General features: G+C 70.6%; 17 protein-coding genes. 16 read left to right on the forward strand and 1 reads right to left on the reverse strand.

The genetic code is table 11. The features are described 5' to 3' along the window. Positions 1 to 186 precede the first annotated feature (186 nt). Positions 187 to 1,860 carry a methyl-accepting chemotaxis protein gene (locus J2Z79_RS00190; RefSeq protein WP_209464830.1) on the reverse strand — a complete coding sequence of 558 codons (1,674 nt, stop codon included), beginning with the start codon at positions 1,858 to 1,860 and terminating at the stop codon, positions 187 to 189. A gap of 244 nt (positions 1,861 to 2,104) precedes the next feature. Between J2Z79_RS00190 and tdh the strand changes: the two genes are divergently transcribed. The 16 genes from tdh (at position 2,105) to J2Z79_RS00270 (ending at position 14,742) form a co-directional block, all read left to right on the forward strand. Then, a complete protein-coding gene (gene tdh, locus J2Z79_RS00195; RefSeq protein WP_209464831.1) occupies positions 2,105 to 3,160 on the forward strand; it encodes an L-threonine 3-dehydrogenase in 1,056 nt (351 codons plus the stop codon). 25 nt (positions 3,161 to 3,185) lie between these two features. Beyond that, complete coding sequence (locus J2Z79_RS00200; RefSeq protein WP_209464832.1) at positions 3,186 to 4,370, forward strand: glycine C-acetyltransferase; 1,185 nt, start codon at positions 3,186 to 3,188, stop codon at positions 4,368 to 4,370. Positions 4,371 to 4,472: 102 nt separating this feature from the next. Next, positions 4,473 to 5,675 carry a rhomboid family intramembrane serine protease gene (locus J2Z79_RS19055; protein ID WP_209464833.1) on the forward strand — a complete coding sequence of 401 codons (1,203 nt, stop codon included), beginning with the start codon at positions 4,473 to 4,475 and terminating at the stop codon, positions 5,673 to 5,675. Between the two features lie 91 nt (positions 5,676 to 5,766). Continuing rightward, positions 5,767 to 6,210 carry a type II 3-dehydroquinate dehydratase gene (gene aroQ, locus J2Z79_RS00210; RefSeq protein ID WP_209464834.1) on the forward strand — a complete coding sequence of 148 codons (444 nt, stop codon included), beginning with the start codon at positions 5,767 to 5,769 and terminating at the stop codon, positions 6,208 to 6,210. A 16-nt stretch (positions 6,211 to 6,226) separates the two neighbouring features. Continuing rightward, positions 6,227 to 7,300, forward strand: coding sequence for a M24 family metallopeptidase (locus J2Z79_RS00215; protein ID WP_209464835.1), 1,074 nt, complete (start codon positions 6,227 to 6,229; stop codon positions 7,298 to 7,300). A gap of 74 nt (positions 7,301 to 7,374) precedes the next feature. Beyond that, a complete protein-coding gene (gene efp, locus J2Z79_RS00220; protein WP_209464836.1) occupies positions 7,375 to 7,932 on the forward strand; it encodes an elongation factor P in 558 nt (185 codons plus the stop codon). Between the two features lie 160 nt (positions 7,933 to 8,092). Beyond that, entirely contained in the window at positions 8,093 to 8,497 is a 405-nt protein-coding gene (locus tag J2Z79_RS00225) for a CD1247 N-terminal domain-containing protein (protein WP_209464837.1), read from the forward strand. A 123-nt stretch (positions 8,498 to 8,620) separates the two neighbouring features. Further along, positions 8,621 to 9,583: a stage III sporulation protein AA gene (spoIIIAA, locus tag J2Z79_RS00230; RefSeq protein ID WP_245301776.1), complete on the forward strand. Its 963-nt coding sequence runs from the start codon at positions 8,621 to 8,623 to the stop codon at positions 9,581 to 9,583. Then, positions 9,580 to 10,101, forward strand: coding sequence for a stage III sporulation protein SpoIIIAB (gene spoIIIAB / locus J2Z79_RS00235; RefSeq protein ID WP_209464838.1), 522 nt, complete (start codon positions 9,580 to 9,582; stop codon positions 10,099 to 10,101). Before spoIIIAA ends, spoIIIAB begins: the two co-directional genes overlap by 4 nt. Positions 10,102 to 10,118: 17 nt before the next feature. Beyond that, complete coding sequence (spoIIIAC, locus tag J2Z79_RS00240; protein WP_342589381.1) at positions 10,119 to 10,316, forward strand: stage III sporulation protein AC; 198 nt, start codon at positions 10,119 to 10,121, stop codon at positions 10,314 to 10,316. Between the two features lie 41 nt (positions 10,317 to 10,357). Next, positions 10,358 to 10,759, forward strand: coding sequence for a stage III sporulation protein AD (gene spoIIIAD / locus J2Z79_RS00245; RefSeq protein WP_209464840.1), 402 nt, complete (start codon positions 10,358 to 10,360; stop codon positions 10,757 to 10,759). Beyond that, entirely contained in the window at positions 10,756 to 11,973 is a 1,218-nt protein-coding gene (gene spoIIIAE, locus J2Z79_RS00250; RefSeq protein WP_209464841.1) for a stage III sporulation protein AE, read from the forward strand. Before spoIIIAD ends, spoIIIAE begins: the two co-directional genes overlap by 4 nt. Positions 11,974 to 11,977: 4 nt before the next feature. Beyond that, positions 11,978 to 12,631, forward strand: coding sequence for a stage III sporulation protein AF (spoIIIAF, locus tag J2Z79_RS00255; protein WP_209464842.1), 654 nt, complete (start codon positions 11,978 to 11,980; stop codon positions 12,629 to 12,631). Positions 12,632 to 12,635: 4 nt separating this feature from the next. Continuing rightward, complete coding sequence (gene spoIIIAG, locus J2Z79_RS00260) at positions 12,636 to 13,268, forward strand: stage III sporulation protein AG (protein ID WP_209464843.1); 633 nt, start codon at positions 12,636 to 12,638, stop codon at positions 13,266 to 13,268. Further along, positions 13,258 to 13,893, forward strand: a complete 636-nt coding sequence (locus J2Z79_RS00265) for a SpoIIIAH-like family protein (protein ID WP_209464844.1) — start codon at positions 13,258 to 13,260, stop codon at positions 13,891 to 13,893. The genes spoIIIAG and J2Z79_RS00265 overlap by 11 nt, the downstream gene beginning before the upstream one ends. 87 nt (positions 13,894 to 13,980) lie before the next feature. Continuing rightward, positions 13,981 to 14,742 carry a hypothetical protein gene (locus tag J2Z79_RS00270; RefSeq protein ID WP_209464845.1) on the forward strand — a complete coding sequence of 254 codons (762 nt, stop codon included), beginning with the start codon at positions 13,981 to 13,983 and terminating at the stop codon, positions 14,740 to 14,742. Positions 14,743 to 14,755 lie beyond the last annotated feature (13 nt).

The raw sequence follows: 14,755 nt of genomic DNA on the forward strand, positions 1-14,755 counted from the left end.
GCAGCGAGCTCCGCGGCCTACCGATCGGCTGCCGGCCGTGAGTTCCGCGGCCTACCGATCGGTTGCCGCCGCGAGTTCGGCAGCCCGCCGATCGGCTGCCGGCCGCGAGTTCCGCGGCCTGCTGATGGGCTGCCGGCGGCGAGTTCCGCAGCCTGCCGATGGGCTGTCGGCAGCGAACTCCGCGGCCTACCGGTCGGCGGTGGCGGCGGCGAGGTCGGCCGCCGCACGGCTGAGGCGCTGCACGCTGGCCCCCATCTCCTGCACGAGCTCCGCAAGCGTGTTGGCGACGCCGGCCACCTCTTCGGCGACGGCGGCGCTGGTGGCGGCGGTCTCCGCCGCGGTGCGCCCACCGGCTGCGAGCTGCTGGGCGGTGGCTGCGATCTGCTCGGCTGACGAGGAGTTCTCATGCGCAAGCGCGGAGAGTTCAGCCAGGGAATCCGCCAGCCGCTGGCTGTGCTCCGTCAGCCGGGCTGCCTGGTCGGCGATGTCCGCCGTTCGTTCGGAGGCCCTGCCGACCGCCGCGCGCAGGTGCTCCAGCGTCTCGCCGGTGGAGGCGGAGAGGGCGAGCCCCTCTTCGGACAGGTCGCTGGTGGTGACCATGGCTGCCCGTGCGGTCGCAATGCCCTCCTGCACCTGCGCGATGAGGCGCGCGATCTCCGCGGCAGCCTGGCTGGAGTTGGCGGCCAACTTGCCGACCTCCTCGGCGACCACGGCGAAGCCCCGGCCGGCAGCTCCCGCCCGGGCAGCCTCGATCGCGGCGTTGAGCGCCAGCAGGCGGGTCTGGCCGGCGAACTGCTCGATGGTGGTCACCACCTTGCCGATCTGGGCGGAGTGGTTCGCCAGTTCCGCCATGGCGGCCGCGGCGTCCGCGGTGGCCCGGCTGAGGCGGGCCATGCCGTCCGCAGAACGCTGCACCACGCTTCGGCCCTCCTCGACGGCCTGTCTGGCCGCCTCCGCCTGCGCCGCCACCTCCCGGGCCAGACCGGTCACGCTCGAGGACGCGGCGGCCATCCCGCGGCCCAGTTCGAGTGCGCCGTCTGCGTGCGCCAGCTGGCTCCTGGCGGCTTCGGCCACCGCCCCGACAGCCGCCGTCAGCTCCTCGAGGGCGGCGTGGCTTTCGCCGGCAGCAACGCGGGCCTCCTGGCTCGCCTGCGACAGCCGGGCGACGGTGGGGCGGAGCCTGGCCTCCACCTGCTGGTCGGCCTGGCGGCCGATCTGGGAGAGGTCGGCCACGGCTGCCGTCAGCTCGCCCGTGGTCTGGCGCGCCTCGGCGAGCAGGGCGTCAAGCCTGCGGAGCACCTCTTCCTTCGTCGCCGCGGCCGACAGCTCATCCAGCAGCGCCCGGTTGCGCAGGGCGATGGCGTAGAGGCCGATGCCCACCAGCGTCAGCATGACGCCGTTGACCAGGCCGATCCGGGCGAGCGAGATGGAGGGGGCGACCTCGGGCGGCCGCAGGAGGAGGACAGCGATCCACCCCGCCACGGCCAGCAGCGTGCCGAGCACGGAGACCGAGCGCTGCACATAGAATCCGGTGATCATGGGGAGGATGAACCAGATGCCCATGTGCTGGTTGGAGCCGGGCACCAGAAAGGCGATGCCGACGAGCACGGCCGCCACCGCGCAGACCAGCAGGTACTTCTGCAGGCGCGGCAGCAGCCCGCGCCAGACCAGGAGTGTCGCTGCGCCCAGGACTGTGGCGGAACCCATTCCCCACAGGAGGAAGAGCTCACTGTCGAGCCCGGTGCGGTGAGCCAGGGGGAGTAACACCGCGAGGACGAGTCCCAGGCTGATCCACAGGATCAGCGTAACGGTGCGGTTCGTCGCCTGCTCATGGTTCTGAAGCCGCTTGCGCAGGTCCATGGACCACAACCTCCACTCAGTGCAGCCAAGGGTCTACCATGTACACATATGCAAATAGTCACAATTGGCCATTGCTGTGCGGTATTCCTCCCAATCCTGCAATGTAAATGCCTGACTGTGCCAGGGGCCCGAAACGGTCGGAGTCCCGCCCTTGCGGGGGGTGTGACAACTGGTATAAAGTAGTTACGGGTAATCCATCACGCCCCCGCGCACGGGCGCCGGGGGGAGAAGAAGGTGGGCAGCCGTGGCAGAGACGATGCGAGCCTTGCGGAAACTGGAAGCCGGTCCTGGCGCAATTCTGCAGCAAGTTCCGATTCCGACCATCGGCCCCCGGGACGTCCTCGTGAAGGTGCGGGCGGCCTCGGTCTGCGGCACGGACTACCACATCTACACCTGGGATCCCTGGTCTGCCAACCGGGTGAAGCCGCCGCTGACCATCGGCCACGAGCTGGCCGGCGAGGTGGTTGCGGTCGGCAGGGAGGTCACGGCCTGCAAGGTCGGCGACTACGTGTCGGCCGAGACCCACATCGTGTGCAACCGTTGCCCCCGCTGCCACGTGGGTGAGTATCACCTCTGCGAGAACACGAAGATCCTTGGCGTGGACACCGACGGGGTCTTCGCCGAATACGTCGCCGTGCCGGAGCAGAACGTCTGGGTGAACGACAAGGATATCCCCTTCGAGCTGCAGTCCATTCAGGAGCCCCTGGGGAACGCCGTCCACACCGCCCTGAACGGCGAGCTGACCGCCCGCTCTGTGCTGGTCACCGGCTGCGGCCCCATCGGGATCATGTCGATCCCCGTGGCCAAGATGGCGGGCGCGGAGATCGTCATCGCGATGGACGTCAACGAGTACCGCCTCGACCTGGCCCGCCAGCTGGGCGCCGACCTGCTGATCAACCCGACGAAGGAGGATCCGATCGAGGCGGTGCGCAGCGTCACCCGCGGCTACGGGGCGGACGTGGTGCTGGAGATGTCCGGCAACCCCACCGCCATCCGGCAGAGCCTGAAGGCTGCCCGCAACGGGGCGCGCGTCTCCCTGCTGGGCCTTCCCGGCCGGCCGCTGGAGCTGGACCTCGGCGCCGACGTCGTCATGCGCGGCCTGGTGCTGCAGGGCATCACCGGCCGGAAGATGTGGCAGACCTGGTACCAGGTGCGCTCGCTCTACCGGGCCGGGCTGGCCGAGCGGCTGAAGCCGCTGGTCACGCACCGGCTGCCGCTGGAGCAGGTGGACACCGCCATGGAGCTGATGGGCTCGGGCCGGAGCGGCAAGGTCGTTCTGATGCCCGATCTGAAGGCCTGATTCCCGCACAGGAGGTCGATGCAACGTGGCTCTGACCGATTTCCTCGTGGAGGAGCTGAACAGCCTGAAGCAGGCTGGGCTCTACCGCCCCCTGAAGGAGCTGCAGTCGCCCCAGCGGCCCCGGTCCGTCATCGACGGGCGGGAGGTCATCAATCTCTCCAGCAACAACTACCTGGGCCTTGCCGACGATCCCCGCCTCAAGGAGGCCATGATCGAGGCCACCGAGAAGTACGGCGCCGGATCCGGCGCGGTGCGCACGATCATCGGCACGATGTCCATCCACAACGAGCTGGAGCGGAAGCTGGCCGAGTTCAAGCACGTCGAGGCTTGCGTGGTGTTCCAGTCCGGCTTCACCTGCAACTCGGGCGTGATCCCGGTGCTGGTGGGCGAGGGCGACGCCGTCATCTCCGACGAGCTGAACCACGCCTCCATCATCGACGGGTGCCGGCTCTCGAAGGCGAAGATCCTCCGCTTCAAGCACGCGGACATGGACGACCTGGAGCGGGTGCTGAAGGAGAGCGACGGCCAGTACCGGCGCCGCCTGATCATCACCGACGGCGTCTTCTCCATGGACGGCGACATCGCCAAGCTGCCCGAAATCGTGGAGCTGGCCGAGAAGTACGGCTGCATGACCTACGTGGACGACGCCCACTCCTCGGGCGTGCTGGGCAAGAACGGGCAGGGCTCCGTGCACCACTTCGGCCTGAACGGCCGGGTGACGGTGCAGGTGGGCACGCTCTCCAAGGCGGTCGGCGTGCTGGGCGGCTACGTGGCCGGGCCCAGGGCGCTGATCGAGCTGCTCTGGCACAAGGGCCGCCCGTTCCTCTTCTCCACCTCCCATCCGCCGGGGGTCGCGGCCGCCTGCCTGAAGGCGATCGAGATCATGGAGCAGGAGCCCGAGCTGATCGAGCGGCTCTGGGAGAACACCCGGTACTTCAAGAAGGGCCTGACCGACCTCGGCCTGGACACCGGCCACTCGGAGACGCCGATCACCCCGGTGATCGTCGGCGACGAGGTGAAGGCGATGCAGCTCTCCGACCGTCTCCTGGAGGAGGGGGTCTTCGCGCAGGGGATCGCCTTCCCGACGGTGCCCAGGGGCAAGGCCCGGGTGCGCACGATCGTGACCGCGGCGCACACCAAGGCCGATCTGGACGAGGCCCTGGCCGCCTTCGCCAAGGTGGGCCGGGAGCTGGGGCTGACCCGGGCGTAGTGATCGCAGGTTGTTCGCCCTGCCCGGCCGCCGCGCGGCGCCGGGCGGGGCGGACGTGATTTTCCGGGCGGGGATGGGCCCCGCCCTTTGCGGAGGTGGGCTGTGAACTACGGTGCATACGTCGTGCTGGTTTCCTACCGTCTCCGGCAGGTGGGCTTCCTGACCGAGGAGTTCCCGCCCGAGCTGGAGGGGCGGCTGGCCCTGGTGGTCTCGCGCAGAGAGCCGTGGGGGCGCCTCTCCGTCGTTCTGCCGGCGCGCCTCAACCTGACCGACCCGCAGGAGCGCGCGGCTCTGGCGGGCGACTGCGCCGCGTGGGTGCGTTCCGGCCGGGGCGAGGAGCCGTGGCAGATGATCCTGCTCTTCCCCTTCGACCGCCGGGTGGCGGACGAGGAGGCGGAGGCGGTCGCCGCCCTGGAGGAGCGGGACCCGGACGGCTCGTGGGGCCTCATCCCCTGGTGCGCCGACCTGGAGGTCGGCCTGCTGGACCAGCACCGGGGCTTCCCGCCGGTCGGCCCGGAGGTCGCGCAGATTCTGACCGATGTGCCCGAGGAGCCCGCCCCCCGGCGTGCGGAGCGGGCGGAGGGTCCCGTGCGCGCGGCGCCCAGGCGGATGCCGCAGATCGGAGACTTCCCGGCGACGCGCGTCATCTTGGCGCTGACCGTCGCCTACTACCTCTGGACCGTGCTGATGGGCGGCGGGCTGAGCCGGCTCGTCAGCGGGCCGGACGGCATGGCCCTGATCCTGTGGGGGGCGAACTTCAGCCTGCTGACGCTGGCCGAGCAGGGCCAGCAGTGGCGGCTGGTCAGCCACCTCTTCGTCCACGGCGGCGCGCTGCACCTGGCGTTCAACATGTGGGCGCTCTGGCAGGTCGGGCGCTACATCGAGGCGATCTACGGCTCCGCCCGCATGCTCTTCATCTACTTCGTCGCCGGTGTGGCGGGCGGCATTGCCTCCGTGGCCCTGCGCCCCGGGCTGGTGGTCTCCGTGGGCGCCTCCGGGGCGATCCTCGGGCTGATGGGCGCCCTCATCTACTTCGCCACCACGGTGCGCCACCGGCGCGTCGACTGGCAGGGGCTCCTGACGCCGGTGGCCATCAACCTGATGTTCGGCCTCGTCTACGGGCGGGTGGACAACTACGCGCACGTCGGCGGCCTCATCGGCGGCCTGCTGGCCGGCTTCGTCGCCGGAGTGCCGGGCGAGCGCGGCGGCTGGCGGCGGTTCGGCGTCCCCGCGCTGGGCCTCGTCGTGGCGCTGCTGGTGGCAGGGGTGGTGCCGCTGCGGCACATCAGCACCCTGCTGCCCTGATGCAGGGGGGGCAACGGGGCGCCCCTTGCGCGCCTGCGCTAGATTCTGGTACGATAATGCAGGTTTTAGTTGTAGAGGAGGTTGGCGCCTGATGGGGCGGATCCTGGTGATCCACGGTCCGAACCTGAACCTCCTGGGCACCCGTGAGCCCGAGGTGTACGGCTCCACCACCCTGGCCGAGATCGACGCCATGCTCCACGAGCTGGGGCAGGAGCTGGGGATTGAGGTGGAGTCGTTTCAGTCCAACCACGAGGGCGCGATCATCGATGCGATCCACGGGGCCCGCGGGCGGTGCGACGGGATCCTGATCAACCCGGGTGCCTTCACCCACTACGCCCTGGCGATCCGCGACGCCATCTCGGCCGTCGGCCTGCCGGTGGTGGAGGTTCACCTCTCCAACATCCACAGCCGCGAGCCGTTCCGGCACCGGTCGGTGATCGCTCCGGTGGCGGTGGGCACCATCGCCGGGTTCGGGTCTGATTCGTACCTGCTCGGGCTGCGGGCGCTGGCCAACCGGATCCGATCTCAACGCTGACAGGGGGGACCGACGCATGACTTCCGACCGCCTTGGGCGCCTGAGGGCCGCGATGGCCGAGCGCGGGATTGACGGTCTCCTGGTTGCGAAGCCCGAGAACCGGGCCTACCTCAGCGGTTTCACCGGCAGCGCCGGCGTGCTGCTGATCACCGCCGACCGGGCCGTGCTGGTCACGGACTTCCGCTACACCGAGCAGGCCGCCGCGCAGGCGCCCGCGTTCGAGGTGGTGAAGCCCGAGAGCACCAACCAGGCCCTGCTGGCCCGCCTGGTGGACGAGACGGGGATCAGGCGCATCGGCTACGAGGGCGACCACCTGACCGTCGACGACCACCAGTCCTACAGGCAGGCCGTCTCCGGCTGCGAGTGGGTCTCCGTCACGGGCCTGGTGGAAGCGTTGCGCATGATCAAGGACGAAATCGAGATCGCGCTGATGCGCCGGGCCGCGGCCATCGCGGACGAGGCCTTCGCCCAGATCCTGCCGCTGATCAAGCCGGGCGTGACGGAGCGCGACCTGGGGCTGGAGCTGGAGTACCGCATGCGGAAGCTGGGCGCCGAGGGCGTGGCCTTCGAGACCATCGTCGCCTCCGGCGTGCGCTCCTCGCTGCCGCACGGCCATCCCACCGACAAGGTGATCGCGTCCGGCGACCTGGTAACCTTCGACTTCGGCGCCCTCTATCAGGGATACTGCTCGGACATGACTCGCACTGTCATGGTTGGGGAACCTACGGACAAGCAGCGCGAGATCTACGGCATCGTCCTCGAGGCGCAGAAGCGCGGCGTGGCGGCCTGCCGGCCGGGGATCACCGGCAAGGAGCTGGACGACGTCTGCCGCAGCTACATCGCCGAGCGCGGGTACGGCGAGCACTTCGGCCACGGCACCGGCCACGGCGTCGGCCGGTTCATCCACGAGGGGCCCAGGGTGAGCCAGCGCGGCGGCGACGTGGTGCTGAAGCCCGGCATGGTCATCACCGTGGAGCCGGGGATCTACCTGCCCGGCTGGGGCGGCGTGCGGATTGAGGACATGCTCCTGGTCACCGAGTCCGGGGCCGAGCCCTTCACCCATACGCCCAAGGAGCTGCTTATTCTCTAGTGTTGGTGAGCGTTCGCCTCTTACGGGGGGCGTGAGTATTCTGGCGCATAGCGTTGAGCGGAGGGGACAGACCAGTGATTTCGGTTAACGATCTCCGAAACGGCATGACCATCGAGATGGACGGCACGGTGTACCAGGTGATCGAGTTCCTGCATGTGAAGCCCGGAAAGGGCGCGGCCTTCGTCCGCACGAAGCTGAAGAACGTCCTGACCGGCGGTGTGATCGAGACCACGTTCCGCGCGGGCGAGAAGGTTCCCCAGGCCAACGTGGAACGGCGGGAGTATCAGTACCTCTATGAGAACCAGGGAAACTACGTCTTCATGAACACCGAGACCTACGAGCAGGTCGAGCTGACCCGCGACCAGGTCGGCAACGCCCCGAACTTCCTGCTGGAGAACATGATGGTCCAGATCGCCACCTGGAACGGCCGGATCATCGGCGTGGACCTGCCCAACACCGTCGAGCTGCGCGTCGTCGAGACGGAGCCCGGCTTCAAGGGCGACACCGCCACCGGCACCTACAAGCCGGCGAAGCTGGAGACCGGCTACGTGGTGCAGGTGCCGCTGTTCATCAACGTCGGCGACGTGCTCAAGATCGACACCCGCACCGGCGAGTACCTGCAGCGGGCGTAGCTGCGCCGGGTTCCCGGGCGGCTTGATGGTGGCGGGCCGCCGCGTGTTTGCGAAACGTCCGCGGGGCGTGCGCACGATGGTGCGCGCGCCCCGTGTTGTTTACCTGCGGTTCCGGGCAGACTATCCCGCGAGGCCATGCACGAGGAAGGAGGATCCCGCGATGAGTGACCTTCGTTCCCGAGTTGCGTACCTGCACGGTCTCGCGGAGGGGCTCGACCTGAACACCGGAACCGTCGAGGGCCGGGTGCTCGCAGGGGTGCTGGACGTCCTCGACGACCTGGCGGAGGAGGTCGGCGCCCTGAGCGATCTGCACGGCGAGCTGGCCGACTACGTGGGCGAGATGGACGACGACCTCTCCGCCGTCGAGGAAGAGGTCTACACCGAACCGGAGATCATCTTCATCCCCGACGAGGCGCAGATCGAGGAGGACGGCGTCTCCCTCGTCTGCTGCCCGAACTGCGGGCAGACCGTGAGCGCAGCAGCCGGGCGGATGTCCGCCGCGGAGGAGGAGGTGACCTGCCCGGTCTGCGGCTGCACGATGGACGCGGACGAGATCATGGAATAGGGCTGCCGAACCGGAGCGAGGCGGGCTGCAGGGCCCGCCTCGTTCTGTCATCTTCCCCCGGTCTGGTTCTCATAACGCGGGACAGGCTGGCATAGCATCTCAGCAGGAAGGGGAGGACGAGCGATGCTGCCGGAGGGGTTCGAGCGGGAGATCGCGCCGGTTCTGGCGCCCCGCCTGGCCGAGCTGGTGCGCAGGGCGGCTTTGGCCCTGCCGGGGCCGCTGGAGGAGATCCGGGTGCGGGAGGGCCGGCCGCTGCAGCTGGTCTACCCCGGCGGCGACGCCTTCATCGCCCCGGACGGCCGGCTGACCCCGGACCCCGACCGGGCGGAGCGGGCCAGCCGCGACGACCTGCAGCGCACCTTTCAGCTGATGGCCAGGGGATCCGTGTACGCCTGGGAGGAGGAGGTGCGGGGCGGCTTCCTCACGCTGGAGGGCGGCCACCGGGTGGGGCTCTGCGGCCGGGCCGTGACGGAGGGCGGGCGGATCCGCACCCTGAAGCCGGTGGCCAGCCTCAACATCCGCATCGCCCGGGAGGTGCCGGGCGCAGCAGACGCCCTCCTGCCGCAGCTCGTACGGGGAGGGCGCTTCCTTTCCACCCTGCTGATCTCGCCGCCCCAGGCCGGCAAGACCACGATGCTGCGGGACCTGGTGCGCCAGCTCTCCACCGGCGTCCCCCGGCTGCGCCTGCCGGGCCTGAAGGTGGGCCTGGTGGACGAGCGCTCCGAGGTGGCCGGCTGTTACCTCGGGGTACCGCAGAGGGACGTCGGGCCCCGCACGGACGTGCTGGACGGCTGCCCGAAGGCGGAAGGGCTGATGCTCGTGATCCGGTCGCTCTCGCCGCAGGTGGTGGCAGCCGACGAGGTGGGCAGGCCCGAGGACGCCCAGGCGCTCATGGAGGCGCTCCACGCCGGGGTGGCGGTGCTGGCGACGGCCCACGGCTCGTGCCTGGCCGATGTCCGCCGGCGGCCGGCGATGGCCGAGCTCCTCAGGGCCGGGGCCTTCGAGCGTGCGGTGCTGCTGGGGCGCAGCCGGGGTCCGGGGACCGTGGAGGCGGTGACAGACCTCACCCGGGAGGGAGCCGCATGACGCTGCAGCTGATCGGGGCCCTGCTGACGGTGCTGGTGCCCAGCTGGATCGGGTTTCAGATCGCCGCCCGCTACGCACGGCGGCCGGCGGAGCTGAGGGCCGCGCAGAACGGGCTGGCGGTCCTGGTCACGGAGGTGGAGTACGGCGCCACGCCGCTGCCCGACGCGCTCCGGAGCGCGGCGCGGGCCGCAGGGGCGACGGTGGGCGCCATGTTGGTGGACGCGGCCCACCGGTTGGAGGAGGGCGGCGGCGTCACGCCGGGCGAGGCGCTGACGGCCGCGGTGGCGGCGCACCGGGACGCCACCTGCCTCACGCCAGCCGACCTGGAGATCCTGCTGGCCCTGGCGCCGGTGCTGGGAGCGTCGGACCGCCGCGACCAGGTCCGCCACCTCCGGCTGGCCATGGACAGGCTGGCCGCCGCCGAGGCGGTGGCGGCCGATGAGCGGCGCCGCTACGAGCGGATGTACCGGTACGTGGGTGTGCTCTCGGGCCTGGCCCTGGTGCTGATACTGATCTAGGTTGGAGGGTGAGCCTGGTGGACGTGCAGCTCCTGTTCCGCATCGCCGGGGTCGGCATCATCGTGGCGGTCATGGCCACCGTGCTGAAGCAGGCCGGCAAGGACGAGCAGGGCCAGATGGTCACGCTGGTCGGGGTTCTCGTGGTTCTGATGATGGTGGTCTCCCTGCTGGGCAAGTTCTTCAACCTGGTGAAGACCACCTTCGGCATGTACTGAGCGGCGGGCTCCGAGTTCGGACCGCACGGGAGGAACGGCCTGTGGAGATTGTGAAGATCGTCGGCCTGGGCCTCTTGGCCGGGATGCTGATCAGCCTGCTCAGGCAGCAGAAGCCGGAGATCGCGATGCAGCTCTCCATCGCGGCAGGCGTCATGCTCTTCGTGCTGATGATGGCCCGGGTGCTGCGGGTGGTGGAGGTCATGCAGACCCTCGCCTCCCGTGCGTCGCTGGACCAGGCGCACATGGACACGGTGCTCAAGATCATCGGCATCGCCTACGTGGCCGACTTCGGCGCCCAGGTGCTGCAGGACGCCGGGGAGCGGGCGGTGGCCACCAAGGTCGAGATGGCGGGCAAGATCATCATCATGCTGCTGGCCATCCCCATCGTCCTCGCCGTGCTGGATGCCATCCTGAACCTGCTGGGCCAGGGGTGGGGGCCGTGAGGCGGCTCAGGGCGTGGCTGGGTGCGCTGCTCCTCACCTGGGCGCTGGCGCTTGCGCCGCCGCCGGCACTGGCCGATCCGGCCGGAGCTGGTCCCGGCGGGGCCGCAGCGGCAGGCGCCGCAGGACCGCTGCTGCGGGAGCAGGCGGCCGCCCTGGACACCAGCGCCATCGAGCGCTTCCTGGAAGAGGTGAACCGCACGTGGGAGGGGTACGGGCCCCAGATCAGCCTGGCCGACTTCCTGCGGTTCTACCAGGGCGACGTGTCGGAGGCCCTCTCGGCCCGGGCCATCCTGCAGGGGCTGCTCCGCTACCTGGTGAGGGAGATCCTCGCCAACGCCGACCTGCTGCTCAAGCTGGTGGTCCTGGCGATCGTGGCGGCGATCATGGGGCAGCTGCAGAGCGCCTTCGAGGCCGACTCCGCGGGCAAGGCGGCTTACTGGGTGATCTACCTCGTGCTGGTGGGCCTCGCCGTGACGGGTTTCGGGCTGGCGGTGGCCACGGCCCGGCAGGTGATGGAGAGCCTGAACAACTTCATGCTGGCGATCCTGCCCACGCTGCTGACGGTGCTGATCGCCATGGGAGGGGCGGCGACCGCCGCCATCTTCCAGCCGCTGATGGTGACGATGCTCAGCCTCATGAGCAGCATCATGGTGACGGTGGTCTTCCCCCTGGCGTTCCTGGCGGCGGTGGTGGACATCGTCTCCGGCCTGCACGAGCAGTACCGGCTGTCGAACCTGGCCGGCCTGCTCCGCCAGGGGGCCACGGTGGCGCTGGGACTCGTCGGCACCGTCTTCCTGGGCACCGTCGCGGTGAAGGGGGCGGCCGGGGCCGTGGCGGACGGGCTGGCCGTCAAGACGGCCAAGTTCGTCACCGGCTCGTTCGTCCCGGTCATCGGCAAGACGCTGGCCGACGCCACGGACCTGATCGTCGGCTCCTCCCTGCTGCTGAAGAACGCCCTGGGGATGCTGGGGGCGGCGGCCATCTTCTTCATCGTCTCCTTCCCGCTGCTCAAGATCCTGAGCATCGCCTGGGTCTACCAGGTCGCCGGCGCCCTGGTGCAGCCGGCGGGCGCGGGGGAGATCGCGCGGATGCTGACCACCATGGCCCGCTCACTCCACATGATCTTCGCCGCCGTGGGCATGGTCGCCCTGATGTTCTTCATCTCCATCGTCGTGATCGTCGGGGCGGCGAACGTGACGGTGATGGTGAGGTGAGGCCGTGGCGGCGCTGATCGGTTGGGTGCGCAGCCTTGTGGTGCTGGTGGTGCTGGCGTCCCTCTTGGAGATGCTCCTGCCCACCGGCGGGATGAAGCGCTTCGTCCGGCTGTCGATGGGGCTCCTGATCCTGTTGGGCGTGGTGCGGCCTCTGGTGTCGCTGCTGGGCGGACAGGCCGCCTTCGACCCCTACCTCTTGCAGGAGCCGGCCGGGCGGCTGCCCAGCATCGACGAGATCATGGTGGAGGCCAACCGCTTCCAGGCCCGGAGCCAGGCGCTTCTCCTGGAGGAGGTCCGGGGCCGGCTGGCCCGTCAGGCGGAGACGGCAGCCCTGGCCGTCGAGGGGGTGGCCGGGGCGGACGTGGCGCTGGAGCTGGGCGGGGGTCCGGCGCTGGAGACGGTGCACGTGGAGAAGGTGTCGGTGACGTTGCTGCTGGGCTCCCGCTTCGGCCAGGTGCGGCCCGTGGAGCCGGTGCGGATCGGCGGTGCCGGCGGCCAGGCGGAGGAGGCCCGTGGTGGGACCACGGTCCGGGCGCCGCTCCCGGAGGAGGCGCCCATCGCTGAGGCGGTGCGGCAGCAGGTGGCGGAGCAGTTGGGGATCGGGGATCCGAACGCGGTTGCGGTGTGGATTGCGGGTACGGCAAGGCCGGGGAGGTAGTGAGATGGGGGAGCTGAGAACGCCGCAGGGGCAGGGCCCCGGCGGGCCGCTGGGGTGGCTCGGGCTGGGGCTGACGAAGGAGCAGGCGAAGGTGATCCCGCTGGTGGCGGTGCTGCTGTTCATCGGCATCCTGCTGATCCAGTCGGACGAGCTCTTCGGCGTGGACAGCGGGGGCGGTCCCGCCGAGCCCGCCCCGAACGCGACGATGGTGAGCGCCGGCGAGGAGGACGAGCTGACCCGGCTGGAGCGGCAGAAGGCGGCGGAGCTGGAGCGCATGCTCGGGCAGATCCAGGGTGCGGGACGGGTGCGGGTGATGCTGACCCTGGCCGCAGGCCCCGCCATCGAGGTGGTGAAGAACACCACCGTCGACCAGTCGACGACCACCGAGCAGGCGGCCGACAGCTCCACCCGGCGGACGGAGTCGACCAACACGCGGGAGGACCACGTCTTTACGCGCAGCGGCTCCTCCGAGCAGCCGGTGGTGGCCAGGACCAGCGCGCCGGAGATCGCCGGGGTGCTGATCGTGGCCGAGGGGGCCAGGGACGTGCGCATCAAGGCCCGGCTGCTGGACGCGGCGGCCGTGGCCCTGAACATTCCCGCGAACCGGATCGAGGTGGTGCCGGCAGATGGGGGGTAGTGCGGTGTTCGTGGTGAAGCGGGGACCGGACCTGCTCCGGTTCCTGGTGTTCCTGGTGGTGGTGGCCTCGCTGGTCTGGTACGTGGTGGGACGGTTCGGGGAGTGGCGGGCGGCGGAGGGAGCACCGCCCCCGGGTTCGTCGCCGGGCACCGCCCTGGTGGATGGGGAGAGGCCCCAGGCGGAGCCTGCGGCGGCGGGTGACCGCCGGATCGGCGCACCGGCGCCGGAGGGCCCCGGGGAGGCCGAGCCCGCCGCGGCGCAGACCGGCGAGGGGAGCGACTACTTCGCCGAGTTCCGGATCGAGCGGGAGCGGACGCGGGGGGCGCTGGGCGACCGGCTGAAGGAGATCATGGCCTCGCCCGGCGCCGCCGAGGAGGTGAAGGCGGCGGCTGCCGCCCAGTACCTTGAGCTCGGGCAGCGGGCGGCCCTGGAGAGCCAGGCCGAGGCCATGGTGAAGGCCCGGGGGTTCAGCGACGTGGTGGTGCACCTCTCGCAGGGCTCGGCCCAGGTGGTGGTGAAGGCCGCCAGCCTGACGCAGCAGGAGGTGGCGCAGGTGATCGACACGGTCTCGCGCATCACCGGGGTGCGGGCGACGGCGATCACGGTGATGGCGAGGGCGCAATAACAGGTCCGGACGGGACGGAGGGAAACCTGCGGGCGTGGCGAAAGCAGGAAGCGCAGCCCCATCGCGGCATGGAGACGGAGGTAGAGGATGAGCGGCGAGTTCCTGCAACGGTTGCTCCAGCGGCTCCGCCAGGAGCCCGCGGTGCTGGATGTTCGGGTGGCCGGGGAGCCGGCCGGCTCCGGGGAGGCGGACAGGGTGGACCTGCACGTCTCCGCCGGGCCGGGCCTCGCTCCCGGCCTCCCCGCGTGGACGAGGACGCTTCCGGGGTGCGTGTACAGCGGGAGCGAGCCCCACGGCTGGACCCTGATCAGCGGCGACGGGGTGGAGTGGCGGCTCCACCTGCAGCCGGCCGGGGCTGCGTCCGGCCTCGCCGACGGCCGCCTTCACCCCGCCGGCGACAGCCCCTCTTCCGGTTGGTCGGAGGAGGACCTGCCGGCCCTGGCGGGCGACTTCTGGCGCGACCTGTACCGGGCCGCCCGCGCCATCAGGCAGGCGCGGCCGCTGACCGCCCACCGCTGGCTCTTCGCCTGCGGCGGGCGGCTGATCGACCTCTACCGGGCGGCCCTGGCGCCGGGCAGCGCCGGCCGGGGGTGGGAGGGGGCCGAGGAGGTCCCCGGCCTGCTCTCCGCCCTGGAGCGGGTGCGTTCCGCACTCGGCGCCCCACTGGACGTGCGGGACCAGCGCAGGGCCGCCCACCGGCTGGCCACAGCTTTCGAGGCGCTGGTGCTGCCGCTCTGCGAGCGGCTGGGCGTGGCCTATCCCATGGACCTGCGGAACCTGGCGTTCGCTCAGCTCGACGCCGCGGCGGGCGGAGAGGCGCAACCGGGGAATTCGGACCCTCAGGCATGAGGAAGGCGGGCTG

Source organism: Symbiobacterium terraclitae (assembly GCF_017874315.1).
GTDB classification, from domain to species: Bacteria; Bacillota; Sulfobacillia; order Symbiobacteriales; family Symbiobacteriaceae; genus Symbiobacterium; species Symbiobacterium terraclitae.

Bases quoted from the DNA above. Each gene is read 5' to 3' on its own strand.
- J2Z79_RS00190 (WP_209464830.1), bottom strand. From the start codon at position 1,860: ATGGACCTGCGCAAGCGGCTTCAGAACCATGAGCAGGCGACGAACCGC.
- aroQ (WP_209464834.1), top strand. From the start codon at position 5,767: ATGGGGCGGATCCTGGTGATCCACGGTCCGAACCTGAACCTCCTGGGC.
- J2Z79_RS00215 (WP_209464835.1), top strand. From the start codon at position 6,227: ATGACTTCCGACCGCCTTGGGCGCCTGAGGGCCGCGATGGCCGAGCGC.
- J2Z79_RS00225 (WP_209464837.1), top strand. From the start codon at position 8,093: ATGAGTGACCTTCGTTCCCGAGTTGCGTACCTGCACGGTCTCGCGGAG.
- spoIIIAA (WP_245301776.1), top strand. From the start codon at position 8,621: ATGCTGCCGGAGGGGTTCGAGCGGGAGATCGCGCCGGTTCTGGCGCCC.
- spoIIIAB (WP_209464838.1), top strand. From the start codon at position 9,580: ATGACGCTGCAGCTGATCGGGGCCCTGCTGACGGTGCTGGTGCCCAGC.
- spoIIIAG (WP_209464843.1), top strand. From the start codon at position 12,636: ATGGGGGAGCTGAGAACGCCGCAGGGGCAGGGCCCCGGCGGGCCGCTG.
- J2Z79_RS00265 (WP_209464844.1), top strand. From the start codon at position 13,258: ATGGGGGGTAGTGCGGTGTTCGTGGTGAAGCGGGGACCGGACCTGCTC.
- J2Z79_RS00270 (WP_209464845.1), top strand. From the start codon at position 13,981: ATGAGCGGCGAGTTCCTGCAACGGTTGCTCCAGCGGCTCCGCCAGGAG.